The 23776-nt window shown below is 37.8% G+C and carries 26 protein-coding genes; 17 read left to right on the top strand and 9 right to left on the bottom strand.

Going from position 1 to position 23776, the window contains the following annotated elements:
- Window positions 1-501 precede the first annotated feature (501 nt).
- Entirely contained in the window at window positions 502-2217 is a 1716-nt protein-coding gene (locus T355_RS0103860; protein ID WP_027396600.1) for a hypothetical protein, read from the bottom strand.
- Window positions 2218-2462: 245 nt separating this feature from the next.
- On the opposite strand from T355_RS0103860, the gene T355_RS0103855 reads away from it, so the two are divergent.
- Genes T355_RS0103855 through T355_RS13485 form a run of 4 tightly spaced genes read left to right on the top strand, consistent with a single transcriptional unit; the run spans window position 2463 to window position 5683 of the window.
- Window positions 2463-2807 (top strand): hypothetical protein, encoded by a 345-nt coding sequence (locus T355_RS0103855; RefSeq protein WP_155851663.1) that lies wholly within the window; start codon window positions 2463-2465, stop codon window positions 2805-2807.
- A gap of 55 nt (window positions 2808-2862) precedes the next feature.
- Window positions 2863-3279 carry a DUF3846 domain-containing protein gene (locus T355_RS0103850; RefSeq protein ID WP_027396598.1) on the top strand — a complete coding sequence of 139 codons (417 nt, stop codon included), beginning with the start codon at window positions 2863-2865 and terminating at the stop codon, window positions 3277-3279.
- A 49-nt stretch (window positions 3280-3328) separates the two neighbouring features.
- Complete coding sequence (locus T355_RS13490) at window positions 3329-4054, top strand: DUF1643 domain-containing protein (RefSeq protein ID WP_051555362.1); 726 nt, start codon at window positions 3329-3331, stop codon at window positions 4052-4054.
- A 27-nt stretch (window positions 4055-4081) separates the two neighbouring features.
- On the top strand, window positions 4082-5683 hold the full coding sequence (locus T355_RS13485) for a recombinase family protein (protein WP_051555361.1): 1602 nt from the start codon (window positions 4082-4084) through the stop codon (window positions 5681-5683).
- Between the two features lie 36 nt (window positions 5684-5719).
- Here the strand turns inward: T355_RS13485 and T355_RS15405 are convergent, their stop codons facing one another.
- Entirely contained in the window at window positions 5720-5896 is a 177-nt protein-coding gene (locus T355_RS15405; protein ID WP_197019549.1) for a hypothetical protein, read from the bottom strand.
- 77 nt (window positions 5897-5973) lie between these two features.
- Between T355_RS15405 and T355_RS0103830 the strand changes: the two genes are divergently transcribed.
- Together T355_RS0103830 and T355_RS0103820 are read left to right on the top strand one after the other, a co-directional pair.
- Complete coding sequence (locus tag T355_RS0103830; RefSeq protein ID WP_027396597.1) at window positions 5974-6423, top strand: JAB domain-containing protein; 450 nt, start codon at window positions 5974-5976, stop codon at window positions 6421-6423.
- Window positions 6424-6814: 391 nt separating this feature from the next.
- The gene (locus T355_RS0103820) at window positions 6815-7111 is read left to right on the top strand and encodes a hypothetical protein (RefSeq protein ID WP_027396595.1); all 297 of its coding nucleotides are present in this window, start codon (window positions 6815-6817) and stop codon (window positions 7109-7111) included.
- A gap of 81 nt (window positions 7112-7192) precedes the next feature.
- Here T355_RS0103820 and T355_RS13480 read toward each other — a convergent pair whose 3' ends face one another.
- The 4 genes from T355_RS13480 to T355_RS0103800 all read right to left on the bottom strand — a co-directional run bounded on the left by T355_RS13480 (window position 7193) and on the right by T355_RS0103800 (window position 13709).
- The gene (locus tag T355_RS13480; RefSeq protein ID WP_051555360.1) at window positions 7193-8698 is read right to left on the bottom strand and encodes a restriction endonuclease subunit S; all 1506 of its coding nucleotides are present in this window, start codon (window positions 8696-8698) and stop codon (window positions 7193-7195) included.
- 5 nt (window positions 8699-8703) lie between these two features.
- A complete protein-coding gene (locus tag T355_RS0103810; RefSeq protein ID WP_027396594.1) occupies window positions 8704-10167 on the bottom strand; it encodes an HsdM family class I SAM-dependent methyltransferase in 1464 nt (487 codons plus the stop codon).
- A gap of 5 nt (window positions 10168-10172) precedes the next feature.
- Window positions 10173-12509, bottom strand: coding sequence for an EcoAI/FtnUII family type I restriction enzme subunit R (hsdR, locus tag T355_RS0103805; RefSeq protein WP_027396593.1), 2337 nt, complete (start codon window positions 12507-12509; stop codon window positions 10173-10175).
- An 810-nt stretch (window positions 12510-13319) separates the two neighbouring features.
- Window positions 13320-13709: a hypothetical protein gene (locus tag T355_RS0103800; RefSeq protein WP_155851662.1), complete on the bottom strand. Its 390-nt coding sequence runs from the start codon at window positions 13707-13709 to the stop codon at window positions 13320-13322.
- Window positions 13710-14088: 379 nt separating this feature from the next.
- Here T355_RS0103800 and T355_RS0103795 point away from each other — a divergent pair, with 379 nt between their 5' ends.
- From T355_RS0103795 to T355_RS13470, 11 genes are all read left to right on the top strand, one after another.
- Window positions 14089-14652: a hypothetical protein gene (locus T355_RS0103795; protein ID WP_027396591.1), complete on the top strand. Its 564-nt coding sequence runs from the start codon at window positions 14089-14091 to the stop codon at window positions 14650-14652.
- A gap of 64 nt (window positions 14653-14716) precedes the next feature.
- Window positions 14717-14974 (top strand): hypothetical protein, encoded by a 258-nt coding sequence (locus T355_RS0103790; protein ID WP_027396590.1) that lies wholly within the window; start codon window positions 14717-14719, stop codon window positions 14972-14974.
- A gap of 351 nt (window positions 14975-15325) precedes the next feature.
- Complete coding sequence (locus tag T355_RS0103785) at window positions 15326-15889, top strand: hypothetical protein (protein WP_027396589.1); 564 nt, start codon at window positions 15326-15328, stop codon at window positions 15887-15889.
- Between the two features lie 16 nt (window positions 15890-15905).
- Complete coding sequence (locus T355_RS0103780) at window positions 15906-16292, top strand: hypothetical protein (protein WP_027396588.1); 387 nt, start codon at window positions 15906-15908, stop codon at window positions 16290-16292.
- A 55-nt stretch (window positions 16293-16347) separates the two neighbouring features.
- Window positions 16348-16776, top strand: a complete 429-nt coding sequence (locus T355_RS0103775; protein WP_027396587.1) for a hypothetical protein — start codon at window positions 16348-16350, stop codon at window positions 16774-16776.
- Window positions 16777-16973: 197 nt separating this feature from the next.
- Complete coding sequence (locus T355_RS0103770; RefSeq protein WP_027396586.1) at window positions 16974-17681, top strand: hypothetical protein; 708 nt, start codon at window positions 16974-16976, stop codon at window positions 17679-17681.
- 581 nt (window positions 17682-18262) lie between these two features.
- On the top strand, window positions 18263-19525 hold the full coding sequence (locus tag T355_RS0103760; protein WP_155851661.1) for a hypothetical protein: 1263 nt from the start codon (window positions 18263-18265) through the stop codon (window positions 19523-19525).
- Window positions 19526-19705: 180 nt separating this feature from the next.
- Window positions 19706-19960, top strand: coding sequence for a UPF0175 family protein (locus T355_RS0103755; RefSeq protein WP_027396584.1), 255 nt, complete (start codon window positions 19706-19708; stop codon window positions 19958-19960).
- The gene (locus T355_RS0103750) at window positions 19941-20438 is read left to right on the top strand and encodes a DUF3368 domain-containing protein (protein WP_197019548.1); all 498 of its coding nucleotides are present in this window, start codon (window positions 19941-19943) and stop codon (window positions 20436-20438) included. Before T355_RS0103755 ends, T355_RS0103750 begins: the two co-directional genes overlap by 20 nt.
- Window positions 20439-20710: 272 nt before the next feature.
- Window positions 20711-20953 (top strand): hypothetical protein, encoded by a 243-nt coding sequence (locus tag T355_RS13475; protein ID WP_037329777.1) that lies wholly within the window; start codon window positions 20711-20713, stop codon window positions 20951-20953.
- Window positions 20954-21511: 558 nt separating this feature from the next.
- Window positions 21512-22510: an AIM24 family protein gene (locus T355_RS13470; protein WP_071997159.1), complete on the top strand. Its 999-nt coding sequence runs from the start codon at window positions 21512-21514 to the stop codon at window positions 22508-22510.
- Between the two features lie 316 nt (window positions 22511-22826).
- Here the strand turns inward: T355_RS13470 and T355_RS15575 are convergent, their stop codons facing one another.
- The 3 genes from T355_RS15575 to T355_RS0103730 are packed head-to-tail and all read right to left on the bottom strand — an operon-like array spanning window position 22827 to window position 23488.
- Window positions 22827-22973, bottom strand: coding sequence for a type II toxin-antitoxin system RelE/ParE family toxin (locus tag T355_RS15575; protein ID WP_331279576.1), 147 nt, complete (start codon window positions 22971-22973; stop codon window positions 22827-22829).
- A 20-nt stretch (window positions 22974-22993) separates the two neighbouring features.
- Window positions 22994-23134 carry a hypothetical protein gene (locus T355_RS15570; RefSeq protein WP_331279575.1) on the bottom strand — a complete coding sequence of 47 codons (141 nt, stop codon included), beginning with the start codon at window positions 23132-23134 and terminating at the stop codon, window positions 22994-22996.
- Window positions 23135-23137: 3 nt separating this feature from the next.
- Entirely contained in the window at window positions 23138-23488 is a 351-nt protein-coding gene (locus T355_RS0103730; RefSeq protein ID WP_027396581.1) for an AbrB family transcriptional regulator, read from the bottom strand.
- Window positions 23489-23776: the final 288 nt, after the last annotated feature.

Here is a 23776-nt window from a genome sequence, read left to right as displayed (position 1 = left end):
CTGCCCAGTTAATTCTTAGCTGGGGAGAGCCACGGCATATTGACATACAGGGACAATGGCGCCAACCTTTATCATCCTGTATGCCAATGATTGCTTGAAGTGCTGCCCCTAAGCAGGGGCGGCACTTTTTATATTCCCCCAGGTAAATACCATTTGAAGCAAATCATTGGTATCATGCCTCCTTTTCTTTACATTATGTAGGGAGCTGATTAGGTCATACCCCCATTTAGTTGTCAAGGTACACGCCGAAAAATTAACCACCATGAATTGCGGATTTCCTTTCGACATGCTTTATATTACAGCATATTCCAATGACCAACAACAAAGGAGTATCCCGTAAATAATCATTTGATTTCGGGACACACTTTTCCCGTTCAATTGCTGGGGTTAGAGGGTGTCTGGTGAAAAAAATTCGCCAAAAATTTTAAAAAAAAATAAAAACAAGATGTTCGCTGGCATTTTTTGCTAACGAACATCTTGTTTATACACATTAAAATAACGCTATTTTAAATAATTATCCCAATCCCAGACAGACGTATCACCATCATCAACAACTAAAGCATATCCTCTCATATAATTCGGAAGACCTTTACCCCTTACTGTTTCGCGGGTCGCTTTCCTGCTATCATCAGTTCCTTTTTCCAAGTAACCTCGGCTTTTATTTTTGGAATGGCTTAACGACTGTAAAAGGCGAATGACTTTTTGCGACTTCTGGGGGCCCGTTATTTCTTCTATCCATTTTCTAAAGGTTTTTCCTTCAATAAAATATCTGGAACGAGAACCCACTTTACTCCTTTTCCCAATAAAAGACCGTTTAGGAGCTTGCTCCTTATCTTCTTTACTTTCACAACGGTCAAATAGTCGGGCATTAGCTTCAATTTTTTGACACAGCCTATCAATAATAATTTTGGGATCCAATTCATCCGATCCTTGTTGAATGCAAAACTGGGGTAATTGCTTCAAAATGTCTTTGCGTTGTATGAGCGCTTTAAATTTACAATCATTGGTGTCGTAATAAGACTTAAGAGCCTTGTTTGCTATGCAGGCGGCAAGGTAGATAAGAGCAAACAGTTCTTTCATTTTGCCAGGCTCGTTAGTTTGATTGGCAATATCGGTGACTTTATCTTTGCATTGCCTATACCTTTTCTGTATTTTTTCAAGATTGATTTTTTCCTCGGTAATGATTAGTTTCTTGATTTGATCAAAATAAAGTTTGATAAAGGCTCCATAATTATTTGAGGTAATTTTCTGTAGTTGTGTGCCTACATTTTTGCTAATGGTAGGTTTAACAGGTAATTCTAAGACAGCTATTTTATCACTGTAAATATTGTCCCCCAAAGCATCATATATTGGATACCTATTATTATATACAAAAACATTCATTGGCTGAGAATGTTTACCTTTAACGGATTTACCGCTTACATAGTCATATATTTTATGGTTCCAAAAAGAACTTGTTTTTTTGTTTTTAAAAGAGTTCATATTTCTGAACAAGCAATTTAAAAAACCATCACGGCTATCCCATATCTGGAAAATAGGACTATATGATTTGTCAAACCGCTCAACAAGACCATAGTGTTTGTCTGTCGAGGAGGGAGAGCCATATATGCTTGCTAAGAAGTTCAATAAAACTAGTCGAGGAGATCTATATCTTTCATGCGGGGTATCTGTTGCTTTTTCAAATCTTAAGGATAGAATCACGTTCTGCAGATGATGCTCGTTCTTTAGTAAGTAAAGCAGTGGAGGAATGAGCCCTATTGCGAAAAGTGTATTAATTTCAGGACATTCTGATCTGCATTGTTTATATATCCTTAGCCATTTTATTAAATCACCCTGCTTGGAGATATCATATCCCCCTGCGTATTGAAAGCCGCCATCTATGGCAGAGAGATATATCAATTCGTGTGGAAATACTTCACGGATAAAGCCAAGCGTTCCATAGAAACCTTGTACGTCCTGCTTATTAATCAAATCCTTTAGTTTTTTTATCGCAGCTTTTTTTGATTGCCCTATGGGTATCGTAATATCTTTTTCTTTTAATATCTTAAAAATTTTGCCAGAACAAATATCAGAATATTTAACATCAAAATCTACGATTTCGTTATTTCCGTTATATGCGCTAAGAGGAATTAGGTCTTTTCCGGACTTAGGTGGAGATGCAATAATTCCCACTCCTAAATCTCCTGGTTCAATATCGTGATTATATTCTTGTGACATGGTATTTTCTCCATTCATAGTTATGTGTTGTATTTCAAATCATATTTTATCATAAATATTTATAGGTATTGTGAAGTAATATTTGAATTACTTTGATCCAAACAAAATTCGTATTTTGCACCCCTGCAGACATATATCATAATTGTGGTTAAGTTTTCTTAAAGCAACCCCTAATCTACCAGACACGGCAGATTAGGGGATTTTTATTTTGGAGGTAAGCAACTATGTATCAGGAGGTACGCACTATGAACGAGCTTTCCCACCTTCAGCAGCATTTGTCGGAAAACCTTTTTGCTGCAGTATCAGAAGTGACCAAAATCTACGAAACCTATTATTCCAGCCAAGGAATTGATGGCGGAGCGGTAATCATCATCAAGGATCTGGACGACCTTGAGGCATTCTTGAAAGCCCACCCAGGCGTGGATATTGTCAACATTGAATATGTTGATGTCATTGAGGATGATGGGCAGTTGTTCCTCAATCTGGCGATCCTTGCAGGAACGGAGTACCAATTTTCTATCTTCCTGCCAAGAGCGATACTGAGACCTGACCAGCTGGAGAAGATTATGAGTATGGAGGGATTGAATTAAATGGCAAGAGTCTACTACCATCAGCCAATCTACTTAAAGGAGGAACGGGCAGAGTATGAAAAATTCATGTTCAGTTAATAGTAAGGTAATCAAGGTCTTTGTTCTTGACCACCTTGACGGCTTTTGCAGGTCTGTAAAGGAAATAAATGCAGAGGATACCCTGCACGAAATGTACCGCTTACTTCACTGTGATTTGGTGGATGCCAGAGATATAGAAGTAAATGGTGAGAATTTCTGCATCTGGTTTGACGAGGAATTTCTGCTGACACAATCCCCGGTAGCAACATTTCTGTTGGGAGAACCGAAGAAAGGGCAATGTCAGCCAATATGTGGCAGTTGGATGATTACAAGAATTGGACCAGAAGGGGAAACACTGGGATTGACAGATGAGGACATAAAAATGCTGTGGGAATACACAGACATAAATGGCCTTAAACTCCATGTGGCCTTTAAAAACGGACTGTTTTCATAAGACTATCAATCAGAATTAAATTAAATTGACTACAATTTGGAGGTTTAATATGAACGAAATTAAGGCAACTATCAAGAGCTCAGCGGTATTCAGTGATGATCAGAAGCACAGAGTTCTGCTTCGCAGGGAGTGGGACAAAACTAAACCTACGGCTATGGTACTGATGATTAATCCGTCCAGCAGTGCCTTGGTACACACAGATATGACCACACTTTGCATTCTCAACAATCTGGAGAAGCTGGATTATGGCAGTGTGGAAATCACCAACATGTACAGCGAAGTAACCAACAAGATTTCTTTCCGCTTCAGCAGTGATGAGGAACTGCTCCATGAAGAAAACGACAAATATATAATCAAGAGTGCGGAATCAGCACAAGCTGTGGTAATTGCATGGGGAACCATTGGAGAGAACAATCGCAGGGTTCGTAAACGGCAGTATGAGATCCTAAAAGCTCTTGAACCATACGCCCATAAGCTGATGTGTATTTGTGACCATAGAGGTCATAAGGTAATTCACCCACTGACACCTTCTGTGAGAAATGAGTGGCTTTTGGAGGCATTCCCGTACAAGGCATGGATGAACGCATATCATGCCGAGGAAAAAGCTGAAGCTGATGCTGCTACAAAGCAGGATCGACCAACCAAAGCAGGGAAAAAGGCCAAGAATAATTTGGTGACAGAAGAAAGTAGCAATAATTCAGCAGACAATATCAGTACATCTGGGGCGGCGAATGGAAGTGAGGAAGCTGATACAGAGATGAAGGAAATTGCCTAATAACACGACTGGAAGGGTGAATACCGCATGGATACTGGCATAATACACAGAGTAGCCTTGTATGCCCGATTTTCAAGTGACAATCAACGGACAGAGAGCTTGGATGCTCAGATCAGGGCTATGAAGAAATACTGCCGAGAAAAACACTATCTGATAGTCAGAACCTACACAGATAGTGCCAAATCTGGAACAACAGATAAAAGGCCAGGATTTCAGCAGATGATCGCTGATTCGGCCAAAAAGGAATTTGACATCATTCTCTGCCACAAGCTGGATAGATTTGCCCGTAACAGATATGATTCAGCATACTACAGGAAAAAACTGAGGAAAAATAATGTTTCTGTCTACAGTGTCCTCGAAAATCTCAATGACAGTCCTGAAAGCATCATCTTGGAATCCCTGCTGGAAGGAATGTCGGAGTATTACAGTAAGAACCTCAGCCGTGAGGTACAGAAGGGGTTAAAGGAGAATGCATTGAAATGTAAGCATACTGGTGGTTTGCCACCTCTGGGCTATAGTATTAATGAAGAAAAGCTGATGGTGATAAATGAGGATGAGGCACCGATCATAAGATTGATTTTTGACCTGTATGACAAAGGCTTCCAATATACATATATCATGAAGAAGCTATATGACCTTGGCTATAAGACCCGTAGAGGCAATGATTTCAACAAAAATTCCCTTCATGAGATTTTGCGTAATGAGAAATACTGTGGCACATATTTCTATTCCCGTACTGCCGCAAAAAGCAGTGACAACAAAAGAAATGGCCATAAGTACAAACCTGCAGACCAGATCATCCGAATTGAAGATGGTTGCCCTGCAATAATTCCCAAGGAACAGTTCCTGCGTGTCAGCAAGAGATTGGCAACCAAAAAATATCATCAATGTGGGAATAATGGACGGGAATATTATTTGCTACGGGGAAAAGTAGTATGCGGTGTATGTGGCAACAGAATGTCAGGAAGCAGTCGGTATTCTGGAAACAAGAAATACTACCAGTCAACCTACAGATGCCAAAAGATTCGGCAGATTTGCGGCAACAGGGAAATAAACCGCATATATCTGGACCAATTCGTGAATCAGTACATGAAAGAGAAGATCTTCACCTTGGAGAGCCTCAAAAGGATAAAGACGGCCTATGATGTTTCCATAAAGGAAAGAACTATGAAAAGGGAATCAGATATTGGTGATTTGAAGGTACAGGTCAATTCCATCAATAATCAGATTGACTCCATAGTTTCAATAGTAGAGAAGGGAATCATAAATGAAAACATCTATGCCAAGCTGGACAGTCTGAACAAACGAAAACAGGAATTGGAGCAAAACCTTCATATTTTGTCAGCATTCCCAGTAAGCAACATTGCATGGTCCCCTGAGGAGGTGATGGAAGAATTTCAAAGAGCAGAATACGGTACAGAAGAATACAGGAACATACTTCAGCGGTTCATCAAGGAAGTAAGGGTATTTCCGTATGAAGTACAGATCACATTAAAGGCAGGTGAGATAGATGACAGGGATATTCCAGGATATTTGGGACAGGATTTTCAAATTATAATTTCGAGAAAAGAGCTATACACCAAATTTGGCTCAAAGGTAGTCAAAGCAACTAAGGAAAGGGGAGCATGACCATGGGATGGTTTGTTGTTGGATTCATCAGTACTTTCACAATAATGGAAGTGACAGATGCGATTCTTGATTGTTGAGGATGACAGTAATGGTATTTTTGGCACCATTAGCGGCAGCAATTGTTACAACCTCTGAACTGTTTATTGCAGGAGCTACTGCAGGGGTTGCCGTACACAAACTTAAATCAAAGAAAAGACGCAGATAATGCCTCATAAAGAAATTACTCCAGCGAATCATAGAATATTTGCTGGAGTTTTCTTTTTGGATCACAGAAAAAGGACGGAGGAAATATGGCCATTAACATAACACTTAATCATATTCAGCTGGTAAAGGAGTCAACAAAGAGATACGACTTGCCACGACTAATAAAAAATCCAAAAGATGCTTCAGAGGTTGGAAAAGCAGTGTTCAATCTGGATAACGAGGCACAGGAGGTAGTGGTGCTTCTTTCATTGAATATCCACCATCGTTTGGTAGGTGTTCATGAAATCTGTCGTGGCAGTGCCACCAAAGCAATAGTTCACCCCAGAGAGGTATTCAAAACAGCTTTCCTGCACAATGCTGCTGCAATAATACTTCTGCACAATCATCCCAGTGGAAATCTGTCTGCCAGCCAAGAGGATAAGATGATCACTGATGTCATCAGAGAGTCGGGAAACATACTGGACGTACCGCTTCTGGATCACATCATCATTTCTGAAGAAGGGTACCTAAGCTTCAAGGAGCAGGGTATGCTGTGAACCTCAAAGGGCTATCAGTCCTAACATTTTTCATGCAAACTGCAATCTGAATATCACAGGCTTATTGCATGACAGTACAACCCCAAGTACTGCATTCTATGCCGGTATTTTTCTTGCATCCACCATTTTTTAAAAATTTGTTCGCAAAAAATGCAAACAAATTAATAATGCAGAATGCAGGTAATCACAGCAAAATACTGAAAGGATGATGATATATGTTTCAGCTAACCCCCAAAGAAACAACAAGTAATATTACATTGCGTTTTCCAGATGAGATTTTGGACCCCATCAGAGAATTGTCCAAAGAAACTGGAAGGTCTATAAGTCAAATCATATTCCAGGCATGTCAATATGCCATGAATTCAATGCAGAACAAAGGTGGTGAAAAAACATGACCTTGCAATATCATCTGAAAAACTATACGGCAAGACAAAATACTGATCTTACCGACTTCACCAATACTATCGTGTACAGTGTTCAAAAGGTATTTCCTGATGCTGAAGTAAGCATTTTCCCGAAATTCTTTGAAATCAGAGGAAATCAATCTGATTTGAGTTGTAAAGCCAAACTACAGAACATGGGGCGGAAAATCAGCTACTACTGCTCAACACTAAGAGAAGGGGTGACAACATACGGTGACTCTCGCCAGCTGTTCATCAGAAAACCTTCTGGTGGCAGGATGCGGTAAAGTCATGTTGAGAAGATTGCTAAATAAATAAGAAAATGGTAAAAACCTTTAGGTTTTTACCATTTTCTATAATATATGTTTCTATTTGGTTTTGGACAGCTTATCACATAGAGGCATAAGTTCCTCTATTTTGGTAACGATGCGCTTTTGCTCTTGATAAGGAGGAATCGGTAAAATACAGCTACGAAGTTGTGTCTTACTAAATTTAGGCATTGCTGTTCCAGCAGTAAACTCTTTTAGTATATTTTGTCCATAATATGCCAACATCAAATATCTCAAATAAAACGTAGTTATTTCATCAAGACATTTTACCATTATTGAATTAGGGGCCAAAGTCATCGGATGTTCTAGCTTAGGAACAATAAAGGCTTTTCCTATTGATGCACCAATATTGCTTAACATCAATTCTCCGCCATAAAGACGCGATTTTTGTAAAAATTCATATCCTTCTTTATTTGTATAGGTCAAATCATTTGTAAAGTTATTGGCAAAGTCCTGAGTCTTAACCAAAATGGCATATTCTTTGTTCTTAAATGTCTTTACATTCTCACGTAAAGATTTGAAGCTTCCATTTGCTACATAGTCCGTAGTGTATAACGTATAATCTTCAAATCTTACCCACTCCCACCCCTCAGGAATATCAAATGGAATTTCATCCTCAGTAATTGGTGGCAGTGGCTTGGATTTCTTGATTTTCCCTTCTTTGATGAGTTTTTCTTTCTCAAGGTTAATTTCTTTCAGAAGATCTTTGGCAGTACCTTCCTCAGCTCGTTGTTCCACCAGCTTCCCTTCAATGGCATATTGGAGAATGCTTTTCTTCATGTCCTGAGGGAATTTTTCATTTAAGACCGTAAGCTGGGAATATGCCTTGTCATATTGGTCAACAAGAGGCAACAGTTCCTCTATTTTGGCAACAATGCGGTGCTGTTCGGATAGTGGTGGGAGAGGCACTAAAGAATTATATAATCGACCATCATTAATAGCTGGATAAGCTACACCTTTCGCATTTTCATTAGAATTCGCATATCTATCAAATTCTGGAGATAATAAGTAGTAAAACAAAAACTTATTGAATATTCCAGATGTACATGTTAATGTGGCAAATCCCGTACTGGCAATAGGTTCATGGGAAAAATCTCTGTTAACAATACACATATTATGGAGATATGGTCTAACTGTAGAATATAAAATATCACCCATTTCAACAATTTTGCGAGCTCTTGATGGTGCTTTTGTAGGTTCAATAATATTTTCAGTAACATTTAGTTGCTGATGAATATTATCTATCGACCCTATATCAATATAACAAAATGTTGTATCTGGTTTTTTTTGTCCCCTATTGAAAACTATTTCCCCAAGTTTACACCATTCCCAACTATCAGGAATCTCAAAAGGTATTTCATCCTCCGTAATAGCTTGCAGTGGCTTAGATTTCTTGATTTTCCCTTCTTTGACGAGTTTTTCTTTTTCGAGTTTTATTTCTTTCAGAAGTTCTTTGGCGGTGCCTTCTTCAGCGCGTTGTTCCACCAGCTTTCCTTCAATGGCCCGTTGCAATATGCTGTTCTTAAGCTGTTGTGCCGTCATCATGTAGATTATTTCCCTTCATTGCAGTTCAACTTTTCTGTGATGGTCTCCAGTACCTTGTCAATCTTGGCATTCAGAGCTTGGCGGTGTTCCTGATAGCTCTTAATCAGCTCCATTGGCTCCAGTATTTCTTCTTCTTCATGAGGGAAGCCACATAAATCAAGGTTGAAGTCATTTTCAGCAATTTCCTTGGCAGAGAATTTCTTTGCCTTTGGCCATTCATCAATGATGATTTCCTGTCTGTCATTCCACCAAGCCTTAACCTTATCAAAATGTTCGAGCTTCATTGGCTTTGTCTTGGAGAAATGCTTGTATCCTTCTGGCATATCCATACGATAGAACCATACATCTTCAGTAGGAGTAGTATTGTCAAAGAACAGAATATTGGTTGTGATACTGGTATATGGTGCAAACACACTTCCAGGCATACGGATAATGGTGTGCAGATTGAATTCCTTAATCAGCTTTTCCTTGATGCTGGTCTTGGCATTATCATTGCCAAATAAGAATCCATCGGGAAGAATAACTGCAGCACGACCATTTTTTTTCAATCTGTACATGATTACGGACATAAAGAGATCGGCAGTTTCACTGCTTGCCAAATCATCCGGGAAGTAACCTTTGACAGAGGCATTTTCGTGCCCACCGTATGGAGGATTCATCAAGATTTTGTCGAACTGGTCCTTCTCGGTATAATCCAAGAGATTGTTGGTCAGAGAGTTGCCGTGGGCTACGTTTGGATTCTCCATTCCATGAAGGAGCATATTGGTGATACAGAGCAAGTAAGGGAATGGCTTTTTTTCCATGCCATAAAAAGAGGCATTAATCTTTTCAATGTCCGCAGTGTTTGATTTCTGCTTTTCAAGCTGTTTGATCCAGCTAGTCAAGAAACCGCCAGTACCACAGGCAAAATCAGCCATGGTTTCACCAATCTTTGGCTCAATCATTTCCGCCATGAATTCAGTCACGGCTCTAGGGGTGTAAAATTCACCAGAGGAACCAGCAGACTGCAATTCTTTCAAAATGGACTCATAAATATCACCAAAGGCATGAGTTTCAGAGGTATCCTCCAAATCAATTTCATTCACAACATCAATGACCTGACGAAGATACACGCCACCCTTCATATAGTTGTTGGCATCTTCAAAGGTAGTTTTGACAATGGCTTTTTTCATTGGAGTATCAGCAGTAACAGGCAGTTCCTTCAAAGTAGGAAACAGGGTGTTGTTGACAAAATCCAAGAGCTTATCGCCAGTTAATGAGCTGTCCCCAGCCCAGTTACGCCAACGGCATTCTTCTGGAATAATGGACTCATAATTATCATCATCAAATTCCCAGTTTTCTTCCTTGGCATCGTAAACCTTGAGGAATAAAATCCAAACCAGCTGTTCAATTCTCTGGGCATCACCATTGATACCTGCATCCAACCGCATAATATCTCTAATTCTTTTCACAAATCCGCTAATAGCCATTTATTCTAACCTACCTCGTCCTCATATAAATCATCTTTGAGTTCCAAAACAGCCGCCTTGTATTCATTGTTGCCACCAAAGAGTTTGGCAATCTTACTAGGGGCCCCAAACTTGGCAAAATCGGAAAGTTTCAAGATTTCAGTCTTTTCGATTTCCTTGATGCCAAGATCCATGTATTTCACCAGCAGTGTTTCCAATACTTCCTTGGCCGCACCGCTATATTTTGAGAAAATATCCTTTTTTTGGATATTCTCGGCTCTTTCCCTACGGGTGAGAGGCTTCTTGCCATAAGCAATGTAACAGATAAAATCAAAATCATCTACATCTGCCATGCCTTGTTCACGTTTCAGCTTGTCAATATCAATGCCAGATTCAGCTAAGTGTTCTGCAATAACAGCCTTGCGTTTTTCGCCCTTCCATTTGCGGATGAAAGTCTGTAAGGAAGCATATTCACCAATAATATTTGCCTTGGTGTAATCGATAATGTTCTCTTGAATCAAGAGCTTGCCGTTTGCATCATACACAGCAACAGCCTCATTAATGACTGTTACCTTGCAACCATCCTGCTTCAGATAATACACTGGTTCTGGAAGTGGGGGATCGACAATGTGGCCACCACCAGATTTTCCACCACCAGAGCCACCTACACCAAATTCTTCATCCTGCTCTATTGGACCATCCCAGTCGGGATCAGCAAATAATGAAGTAATGTTTCTGAAATCCATAACCATGAAGCTCATCTTGCCTTCCTTCTCACGAAGGCGAGTACCACGACCAATAATCTGCTTGAAGGTGGTCATGGAATTTATCATCTTATCCAAGACAATGAGCTTGGTCATCTTGCAATCCGCACCTGTGGTCAAGAGCTCAGAAGTGGTGGCAATGACTGGATAATCAGAACCAACAGATATGAAATAACTGAGCTTACTTTTGCCATAGGCATCACTGCCAGTAATGCGGACCACATAATCAGGATTTTCCTGCACCATATCAGAGTTGCAGTTCACTAAAGCAATTCGCATACGTTCAGCATGTTCCTCAGTAGCACAAAAAACGATAGTCTTCTGCATCCTGCCAGTCTGCTTCAAATACTTGGTAATAGTTGCTGCCACTTGGTCAATACGGTCCTGCAATACGATAGTATAATCATAATCACGGTTATTGTATTCACGGTCTGCAATTTCATTTCCATAGAAATCCAGCTGACCGATAGTAGGTCTCCAACCATCAGAAATATCAGTAGTAACCTTAATTACTTTGAATGGTGCCAAAAAACCATCATTGATGCCATCATTGAGACTGTACACATAGAGAGGTTCACCAAAATAATCAATATTTGAAACATATTTAGTTTCCTTTGGAGTAGCAGTCATACCAATCTGAGTTGCACCCTCGAAGTATTCCAAAACCTTCCGCCAACGGCTTTCTTCCTTGGCAGAACCACGATGGCACTCATCAACGATAATCAGATCAAAGAAATCCTTATCAAACCAGTCCTTGAAGGTTTCTTCATCATTGTCACCAACCATCTGCTGATAAAGAGCAAAATAAACCTCATAGGCACCAATAGTAACCTTATCATCCTTGGCAAAGTTTATCTTGTGACTGGTCTTAGCTAATGGAGCAAAATCCTGCTGAATTGTCTGATCCACCAGCATATTGCGATCTGCTAAATAAAGAATCTTCTTCTTCATGCCAGATTTGAGCAACCGATACACTATTTGGAATGCCGTGTATGTTTTGCCAGTACCAGTTGCCATAACAAGCAATAAACGATCCTGCCCCTTGGCAATGGCTTCTGCAGTACGATTGATGGCAATTCGCTGATAATATCTTGGAGGATAGGAATTCATGCTGGAATAGTAAGGCTGTTCAATAATCGCCTTTTCAGCTTCACTGATGCCTTCGCCATCATTTTCCTCAGCCATGAATCTGGCAATCAGTTCTTCCTCACTTGGAAATTCATCAAGAGATAGTTCAGTTTCCTTGCCAGTAAGGAAATCATGTTCAATAAAGCCATCACCATTTGAAGCATAGGCAAATGGTAAATCCAGCATAAGAGCATAAGTCATTGCCTGCTGCAAACCAAAAGAAACAGAATGGTTGTTATCTTTTGCTTCTACAACAGCAATAGGCTTGTTGTCAGAAAGGTACAATAAATAATCAACCCGTTTAGGACTTTCACGCCTGGTCAGGTTGCCTTTGACATTCACTCTGCCATCAGTAATCTTGGTCTCCATAGTAATTTTCTTGGAATTCCACTTGGAGGTAATAGCAGGGGTAATAAAATGAAACTTGATATCTTCTTCTGACATTTGTTTTTTGGTTAAAACAGTACTCATATCCATACACCCCAAACATACAAATACGTTCAGATAAATTGCACATTCTAATTAATTTTAACAATGTTTAGAGTTAGTGTCTATAAAGGTCTGGTCAAAAAAACGCCAATAACAAAAGATTTTCAAGAATTTCCATTGCTAAAATATTTCATTTCTTCTGTTGTTGCTGATGAAATGTGGGTCAAGTGGGTCAAATCTGCTATTGAGCTACTTGAAATAAGGAAATGTGCAGTTCTCGATGAAGTTCTCTGAAGTCTGAAAATGTGAGTCCATTGCCAGATCTAATGGGGCCAATAGTGAAGTGATGTTCAATCATTCCCTGAGATTCATGGAGTGGGGAAGTGAGGTTTGCTTCTTCCGAGGAAGGGTGCAAAGCTAAACTCCGAAGCTGGCGAGTGTCAGAAAAGTGTGATAAGATGAGAGCAAATATTGAGGATTGGCATATTCCTACACTAGCAAATATTTGGAGATGTTGTTGTTTACGATTAAGTACCAAGGGTTATGTATGATTCATCTCCACCAGTTATTCGGTCGAAGTCGAAAACTTTGACCATAGCATAAGGGCCCTAACCACTGATGGTTAGGGCCTTTTCGTATGCTTTCGAATAGGGCGAAAAAGAAAATAACGGTATTTCGGCGGAAATGTTAGATACGGTGGAAACAAGCGGTAATAACAGAAAAGAGGCCTAGATGATTATTAGAGTTTTTTCTCAATAACAGGAGTGCTTTTAAAATGTTAGAAATTGTGAAAACAATTAAGAAGTTAGGTTTTTACCATTTTCTATAATAGTCATATTATAATAACAAATATTATGGAATCCAATCCATGATAGGCATTCCATCAATTGTTATGGTTGATATAATGTCAACACATTCTTTCACATTTTGGGACCCTGTTGGTGACATATAAATTAAAGTATGAACGTGATGGCCTTTTATAAAACACATTTGTACATAGGCAACACTGGTGTTTTTGTCAGAACAAGTAATACCAAACATCAAATAATGTTCATTAATATCAATTCCGTTTACAGAAACGGAAGCTCCCCTTGCTTTCAAGTCAGCTATTATTTTTTCTGTTACTCTTCTTCCAAACATATCTCTTTCAGAGTCAGAATAGTCTCGAAATGTACTATATTTTTCATAAAAATGATTAACAGTAAACATAATTAGATGTTTAGGGTTATTTTTCTTTTGCATACATAATATGCAATGTATTTTATCATTACTTGGCTTATTAATAATGGTCCAATTAGTTGGGACATCTACAGAAATACGATTATCGTTGCTACGAACTAATTGTGCTGAACAAATAGGCATTGCTAATATGAATGAAAAAATAATTGCCGTAAAAATATATAATTTTTTAATAATAATTGCCTCCCCTCACTTATGTTATCAATTACCTATTTCTATATCCTTATAACAAATCCTTCACTATTGTAAAAAAAAAATAACAAAAAATGATATTTTAAAGGGAAAAAATATTAAATGTCGAATTGGTGTTGTAAAGATATTGTTATGTTTAGGTTATACAAACTAACTATGATAAAAATTAGTATAAACGGAGGAATTAAATATGGTTAATAAAGTATTGAAGCTAATGACTATAATAACTATTTTTTTATTCATTGTAGCTTGTGTTGGTTGTAGCTCTAGTGGATTATCAAGTAATAGACTGCATTCCGAAATAACACAATCACTAGCAGATATTCAGGAAGTAAATAAAATCGATGTAAACCTAGAGAATGATGGTGGTTCGAAGAAAGTACTAGTGACACTCTATATAAAAAAGATCAGTGGTTATGCTAATAATTCATCAAATGTAATAAAAGCAGCAAAAAATACATTTAAAAGTTGTTTTAAGAATGATAAATCATTAAAAAAAGTTGAAATAAAAGTATACTCAACATCTATGGATAAATATGGCAATGAAATTCCTTCATATCTGGCAACATTTAAAATGTCAGGACAAACTGCTAATAAGATAAATTGGGATAATTATGACAAGTTAAAATTTAATGAAATAGTTGATGAAATTTCATGGGATAAAGAGTATTTAGCGAAGGAAAAAGAAGAAGAAAAAGAGTGGATGCAATATATAGATAAAAAACTAAAAGATCGCGTCGTAAAAACAAAATAACTTCAATGGAAGTTTTTTATTGGATTAAGAATAATAAATTTTAGTTGAATGGAGATGTAATTAAATGACCTCAAAAAAATATCTTATCTTCTTTTTGTTATTCTTTTTATGCTTATTTTTTATTCAACCATATCATATTGTAGAAGCGGGACACTACAATTCTACAAAACAAGCATATTACTATGATGACGAAGAAAAATATGCATTTCTGCCGTCAATTTCTGGCACAGCACAAGCGTATTACGTTGATGTAACATCCGGAACTGATGGGCCATACGCTTATGTTGCTTGTCTGGTCTCACCTACAAGGAATGGGATATGATACAATGGATACGTCCATGTTGGTGTACCTCAGTATGACGACGGTCCTTGGAGATATGGTGTTTCAATGAGTGCAACATCATGCAGCAGCATGAGTGACATTACACCAGATGATGCCGGAGCTTTAACAGATATGATTAGTAATATTTTTAAGAGAAATTGGCACCCATAACAAAAACTTCTTGGACTGGTAGACTTCTTCTGCCAGTCCTTTTTATGTTACCAAATAATTATTTCATTGTCTGAAATAAAGTAAATATTTTTTCATTAATTTTCACTTTCTGGAAGGATTTATTATCAGTATCTAGAATTAGTGAGTCAAGAGTTAAAAGTAGAGCTGGGAGGGAGCATTGTGATAAATAAATATTGTTCTATCGTAGCAGGTCTACTTTTTTTAGTGTTAACAATATCTGTATGTTCAGCGAAGGAAATAAGTACATACGATGGGCGTTTCGCATTTACAGCTCCATCTCATTGGTACGCAATTCCTTGTCCAGACAGTCCATATGCATATGGTATACTTGCTGCTATGTCTGGTTTTGATAGGGATACTACTGTGACGTTTTATCATGGAATGTATATGGTACCGTATGATGATTTTTCTCAAATGCGACCTGAGGATAGGATTATTTGGCGAAATGAAATGATTAATTTATTTAAAAATATGCTGGGTAATTTAGGGTATCATGTCAGTGTGGCGGATACAGAAATTAATAAGCATGGTGTACATATTGCTTTTAATGCTGAAAAAAAAGGTATCAAGTATAAAGCCTATGTAGTTGGCATGGTCAGCAAAAAGCATTCATTCATATTGTGTGGTACTGGAAAACTAGATACTTTTACAGAAGCCGTAAAAGTTGGTAATTCATTAACTGCTGATGGTATGTCAATATGGACGTGGATTCATATGTTGTGATAAAGGAGTGGTTATTATGTTAAAAAAATGCTTTATCATATTTCTTATGATGTTTCTGGTATCAATAGTGCATACCAATTCAGTAAATGCACAAGATGTGTGGGTTTATACTTCGCCAACTGGTGAGAGTATATATGTTTTAGACCAAAGTTACTCAAAAACAAAAGGTGGTCATCTATACATATCATTTAAAAGAGTTTCTTCACGAAACCAGCTTATAAGTGCAGAACGCTGGAGCTATTACGGAGATGAAGGCATACTATGGGCAACCGATGAAGTGTTAAGAAACACGATAGCCATAGCTCGTGGTACGAGATATAATCCTGAACTTTCTAATTTAAAAATATACGATCGCCCAGATTTAATGGCAGTTTTTAATTGGATTAAAAAGTATAAGTTTTGAGTTAAGATAAATAATAATTCGTACCATTGATATTATTTTGTGATGGAGGTATACGATGAAAAAAATAATACTAATAATAGGCTTTATCATAGCATCTTGCTTATTTATGGTACAGGCACCCCAGATAGCTGAAGCAGGACATTATAATCCAGAACTACATGCGTATTTTCATGATGATGATGAACGTATTATAAAATTAAATTGTCTTTCAGGTAACCATATTACAACCTATGTAGACCTCATCTCATCTGAGGTATATGGGGAGTCTGGTTACCTAGCCTATACTGCTACATCTAGTAATGGCGGACCTCTACACTTTGCAGGTTTTATTTATGTATTAGATACTCCGACAAATTATTATTATTCCTGTTCAAAAAATCCCAATCATCTTGGCAGTTTAGAACTTTTACCTGAGAATGATTGGACTGTTGCTGTTTTGATGAAGGCATTTGCTATAATTGGCCCGCCTCCAAAGAAGCATTAACTAAAAAGATATAATTTAACCTAATATCATTTTAAATTTATTTTGAATGGGTCTAATGAGTATAATTTGTTCTTGAACGACTAAAAATAAGAAACCGTGCAGTTCTCGATGAAGTTCTCTAAAGTCTGAAAATGTGAGTCCATAGTCAGAAACAGAGAGTACTGTATCTTATTTAAGTTAAATTGGGGGGCTTGTACATGGGGTTATTTGACAACATCACAAACTGGGTAGACAAGAAGATTGACGAAGGCAAAGAAAAATATGAGATGGTTCAACAAGAACGTGCCCAGCAGCAAGAAATCATCAATCGAAAAAAAGATTATGTGAAATTTTTGCTTAGCCAACCAGAACTAAATGACACTTTGGTTGAGCGGTATGTTGCAGATAGAATGAATCCGCCGTCTATAACCGTATCCCAGGCAGACCATCAAAAGATTCAGTTTCTTAATTTTCTATGGAAAATAAACAACAATATGCTTCCACAAATGAATTGGGCTAATGTCGGCATCATTCCCAAAAAGGGAGAAATGCTGCATTATTTTGATAGGGCAGTTCTGCGTGAAATGAAAAGCAAGACCACTAAAATCAATTTCGGTGGCCTCACTGGTTCTTTTAAGATTGCCAAGGGTGTTCGCTATCGTTGGGGTTCAATGAATGTCGGCACACAAAAAACCAATTATCTGGATGATGTAGCTAACGGAGTATTTTTCATATCAAATCAGCGTGTAGGATTTGTCTCACAAACCAAAAACTTCACGATGCCAATACCAAAGATTATGTCTGTAAGTTTTGACCCATCCATAGGGCTTCTACTGTTCAAGGAAAACAAGGACAAGCCATACATGATGACGCTGAACAATTACGAAACTCCTTCTGTCTTGCTGTCTCACCTGATATCAGAATAATTACTTCTGTTCTGCTGATTGAGGAAGCAGTGGGGCCAGTGAGTCTAATTGCTATAGACCTACTTGTAATAAGGAATTGCTCAGTTCTCGATGAAGGTCTCCATAGTCTGAAAATGTGAGTCCATAGTCAGAGAAAGTGGGTACTGCACAGAAGTTGCAATCAATTATTCCCTGCAATTCATCAGGTAGGGAAGTGAGGTATGCTTCTTCCGATGAAGGGTGCAAAGCTAAACTCCGAAGCTAGTGAGTGTCAGAAAAGTGTGATAAGATGAGAGCAAATATTGAGGATTGGCACATTCCTACACTGGCAAATATTTGGAGATGATGTTGTTTACTATTAAGTACTAAGGGTGATGTATGATTCATCTCCACCATCAATTAAGGCGAAAATGGAAAATTCGCCTGCAATAAAGAAGGCCAGGACCATTTCTAGATTGGTTTTGGCCTTTTCTTGTGCTTTGGAATATGACGGTTAATTCATATAATTTGCTTAGGATATTTTTTAACTGAATATTTATAATTAATCTACTATACACCGATATACAATATGAAGGTGTTGTGTGACGGAGTAGGTGAAAATTATGATGGTATCGAGATTTCTTGGGGGAGAAAATCTGTCAAAGTATCAGGGGAGTCTGGCTGACAAGCTGCAGCAGGCGCGGGACGAAGAACTGAAGATGATGCAGCGGGCAGTGGACAGTATTCAGAATATGGCCACCCATGGCAATAAGAGAATTATTCCGGATGTTATCACAGGGGAACTGGATAAGGATAATGTCTGGAAAAATAACGAGCCATACAAGGTGGAAATCAGTGATGAAGCCTTTGCCCTTTATTTTGAGAAGAAAGCTGTTCCGGGCGTGGATGCCTCTTTGGACCCAGCTACTTTGACGGAATTAGCTTCTATGGATTCAGCCCATTATACATGGACCAAAGAAACCGGTATTACCGAGAAGATGACTATTGAAGAAGAAATTGCTCTGCGAAAGGAAAAGGCGGAAAAAGCCGTTCAAAATGATTTGAGTGGGGCTATCAGTCAGACAATCGGTAAGATTCTCCAGCCTTATAATACTCTGGAAGAAGCCGAAAAGGCTCTTTATCAGGAGGTAGGCTCCGGGCCATGGGTTAGTTATGACGATGATTACAACCTTGTTTATCAAATGAATAAAAACGGTGAACAGTTCGGAGGTCTGTTTGGTCAGCTGGCCAACCACCTGAATAACTATTTAGAGGTATTTGGCAAGGATAATGATTATTTTGCCAAGCTGGACAGTGCCCTAAATCAAATTGATAACGGACAAAATTCTCTTATAAGACAAATCCGTAATATGCTTAATACTGTAACAAACGGCGAAAGGATTGATACGGGAAGTGCCGAGTATCAGGAAGATGTAACCAGAGCCGTAACGGAATATTTTGATATGACTGTTCCTAGCAAAAATGCTTATGTTAAGAAAAATGATAAGCATAATGGACCACAGCAGACCAAGGGGCTTTCCTTTGAGGAATTGGAAATGTTCTCCTTGAAAGAGGATAAAAAGCTGCTGGATGAAATGCTGGGTACGGACAAGGAATCAAAGCCAGATAATATGAGGGAGTACCTATTAAATAAGAGTATGAATAATTTAGCTGAACAGGCAAAGACTGATAGCAAGTTGTTACGGCGACTCAATTCTGAAGATGCAGAAACTCCCCAACTAATACATAGAGAGATAGAAATGGAAACAGCCAATACACTTCACCCTGTAGATGAGGATGATAAGCTGCAACAGGTTACCTTGGCCGCATCATGGCATCAGATAGCTATGGAAAACGGCTGGGAAACTGAGGAAATGGTTATGTAGCTTTGCGGTTGTAAGCAATGAAGTTGCAATATTCTATTCAATTAGCCCAGTAGGTTTTATTAACCATCTGGGCTATTTTTTTAGATCGTTGGCTATTTTCAAGGTATTATGCTATACTTACCACAAGAACAAAAGTTCACTAGTTATCCCTGTTATCATGTTTTGAGGGAGATGATATTTATGTGTACATTAGCAATAAAAATACCTGATGAGGTATTACTGAATGTTCATAAAACCCAGGCTGAAGTCGCATTATACATGAAGCAACTTTACGCTGTTGATTTATATAAGAAAAAGCAGGTATCATTGGGGTATTGTGCAGCTTTGGCTGAAATGTCAAAGGAAGAATTTATCCATTTCCTTGCGGAGTTTGAAGTATCCATATTCTCTTTTGATGACGATGAGGAATTTGAAAATGAATTCAAAAATGCGTAAGGTGATTGTAAATTCAACACCGTTGATTGCTCTGGCTGGAATAGCCTGTTTAGATGTATTGCAGAGTCTCTATGGGAAGATTACTATTCCGCGAGCAGTATATATAGAAATAAACGCCAAGCCCGATTCTGAATGTGCCAAGCAGTTAAAGTTAAATGCGGATTGGATACAGATAGATGATATTTCCAATGTGGATGCGAAAGCGTATTATAAAACGCAACTACACGATGGTGAAGTTGAGGTAATGATCTTAGCAAAAGAGAGCTCTGCTGACTTAGTGATTATTGATGATAATAATGCAAAGAAGCATGCTCAATATCTTGGGTTGCCTGTTACTGGTACATTGGGTGTATTGATGAAAGCGAAGAGTGTGGGATATATTTCTGAGCTTAAACCGCTATTGCAGAAAATGGTAGATAATCACATATACATAAGTCAGGTACTTATCGACAAATGCTTAAAGAGAGTTGGTGAGTAGTTGGAGATGATGTTGTTTACTAGGGAGTTACTAAGGTGATGTATGATTCATCTCCACCATCAATTAAGGCGAAAATGGAAAATTCGCCTGCAATAAAGAAGGCCAGGACCATTTCTAGATTGGTTCTGGCCTTTTCTTGTAGGTTATTGGTTATTTCTAATGCATTATGCTATACTAACTATAAGAACAAAGGTTCACATCAACAAACATTTAAAAACAGTATGATTAAAGTTTGCAGTGGTTCTTGGTAAAAATATTGGGGTGTGATACAAATGAGTGTGGGTATTAAACAAATAGGAGATATGAAAATCAAAGTCGTCTCCGAAGATGATTCAATCTCTTACAAAGATATAATTAGCGATCAGGATGCGGAAATGGACAGACGGGCGATTGCGGCTGTCCGTTCAGCTATAGAGAAAGCGAAGGTCTGCAACAAGCCTATCGCAAAATTTGATGTTGAGACAAAGAGAGCTTATCTTGAATATCCTGACGGTAGCAGAGAGTATGCAAATTAAAAAGCCTATGGTTTTTAATGACTTATTGAGTGAAAAGGATATAATGGATCTTATGTGATGGTGTATCGTTAAATATTAACCAGTTAGTTTTTTGCTAACTGGTTATTTTATAACGTAGGAGCGGTTACTTATATGGATGCGAGAACAAATTTGATTATTGCTAATGGAAAAACAATAACCCCTAATGTCAGTGAATGTGTATATATGGATACAATTCTGTGGGGGGAGAGACATTCCTGCTCGATTTTTGAAAAAGTATATTTTTTTTAAAATGAGGCTACTAAATTGGACAAAATAAAAAGAGTTCAAGCAGCCATACATTAGATATGATATGTTTGCTGTAAGAAAAAATGTCTATCTACTGCTCATATCTGGTGGGTCAAGTGGGTCAAATTTGCTATTGAGCTACTTGAAATAAGGAAATGTGCAGTTCTCGATGAAGTTCTCGAAAAAAATAATCAGTGAGTCAATGGGGCAAAAATTGTAATTGTTAAATAAATATTGTAAGATGGTCATGGGTAAATATTTTTATGTGACTTTATTTATGGGGGGAATAGTATGTTTTGCACTAATTGTGGACAAAAATTGCCGGATGGGTCTAGATTTTGTACTAGTTGTGGCACACAACTTGGTTCAACAACATCAAATACTGGGCAGGTAGAAAATGGCACTATGTATAATGGTTCTTTTACCGTAAAGCAAGAGGAAGGAACAAATAGATGTTGTGTATCTGAGTTAGGCGCAGTAAAGGTATATGAATACAAAAAAGATTTATCAACAAATCCACTTTCAGCTATGTTTGCGTATTATGCATCTGAAATGAATATACGCAAACGTCAAGTCTGGATTGAATTAAAAGATGATTCATATAGACTGCAAGCTGGTGCTATGCAGATGATGATAGGTAATATTTCTGTTAAATCAGATGTAAAGAGTGCAGGAGATTTTTTGGGGAAAATGGTTAAGAGTGTCGTAAATAACGAGTCAGCTGTGAAACCACTGTATTCGGGTAGCGGTACATTAATTCTTGAACCAACGTATAAGCATATTATTTTAGTTAATCCTAAAGACTGGGATGGCGGAATAGTTGTGGATGATGGTATGTATCTTGCAAGTTCTGGTGATATTAATATTGATATGCAGTCTAGAGCCAATTTTTCTTCGGCAATTCTAGGCGGAGAGGGATTATTTAATACTAAATTAGTTGGTGATGGAGTTGCCGTATTGGAATCTTCCGTACCATATGATGAATTGATGGAAATTACGCTTGAGAATAGTACAGCAAGAATTGATGGTCCATATGCTGTTGCTTGGTCTGGCAATTTGGACTTTACTGTAGAAAAAGTCAATAAGTCGTTTATTAGCAGTATGGCAACTGGCGAAGGGGTAGTTAATGTATATCGAGGTACAGGTAAAATCCTTGTAGCACCTATTGATGAATTAGGTGAACAAAAAGCAATAGATAATACATCATCTTCAAATGCAAATCCAAATTCACAAGCAGCTTCAAAAGCAGGATCTGCATTGAAATTGATTAATAATTTCCTGGATGACTAAATTTCTCCTGTTTGGTGACTCTATGGGTAGAAGTGAGGTTTGCTTCTTCCGAGGAAGGGTTGCAAAGCTAAACACCTAAGCTAGTGAGTGCCAGAAAAGTGTGATAAGATAAGAGCAAATGTTGAGGATTGGCACATTCCGACACTGGCAAATATTTGGAGATGATGTTGTTTACTATGGAGTACCAAGGGTGATGTATGATTCATCTCCACCAGATATTCGGTTGAAGTCGAAAACTTTGGCCATATTATAAGGGCCCTAACCATCTTATTTTTGGGATGGCTAGGGCCTTTTCGGATGTTTTATTATGTGCTTCCTAATGCTTATAATTTGACCTTATGTAATTCTTAAGTTGCTCATAGAAGTTTTCTCTGGTTCCAGACATTATGATTACTACAATATCACCGGACTTATTTACATCTATGGTATATGCTATTTCATAATTTGTTCGTGCGTAATACACATCATAGCAATAAATACCCGCTAAATCTCCGATTTTGCTTCACCAATCGTAGGATCATCAGCTATTAATTTGATAGTTGATTCAAAAATTTTCTTTAGTTTTTTATCCTTAATCTTTTTAAAGAACTTTGCTGCGGGAGGTAGGAATCTGATTTCAGCCATATTTTACTCCTTGAAAACATCATCCATAGTTGCGTATTCTGCTTTACCCTCTGCAACCTTTTTAGCCTCAGCTATCATATTTTTAACGGCGTATTTAACATCCGCCTGTTTTGCCTTAAATGCTTCCAGCAATTCGTTTCCGGATAATCCTGCCTCTATTAACTCAGCTAAAATTTGCTCAGAAAATTCACTATCTGAAAGTATTTGTACAGGTTTTATTACCAGCTCATTTCCTCTCAAAATACATTCTGCTTCGCTCTCAAAACCAAGCATTTTAAAGTATTTTTGGGGAATTGTAATCTGTCGTTTAGAGGATATACTTACTATCTTTCTGTCATAAGGTATAGTTGACATGATTTCATCTCCTTACAAAATTCTTTGATTTCTTGGTTTTCTTTGTTTTAATTTTATCATATATGCATCATGGTGTAAATATTATATCCTAAGTTATCTTTAGCTGCATTTTATCATCAGAATTCACGGGGGGGAAGGATGAGCTGGTTGGAAAAATGGCCAACTAATATAAAGATATATTTTTAGGAATAATTGAACAATGGCGGTATAATATAACTATATTTATACGACTGTCAATATGATTGTCGAAGGACAGGAATGTATTATTATGGAAAGAGTGGCGCGAAG

It is taken from the genome of Anaerovibrio lipolyticus LB2005 (genome assembly GCF_000621545.1).
Taxonomy (GTDB): Bacteria; Bacillota; Negativicutes; order Selenomonadales; family Selenomonadaceae; genus Anaerovibrio; species Anaerovibrio lipolyticus_A.
Note: the sequence above shows the minus strand (reverse complement) of the source record. Positions and strands in the feature narration are given on the sequence as shown.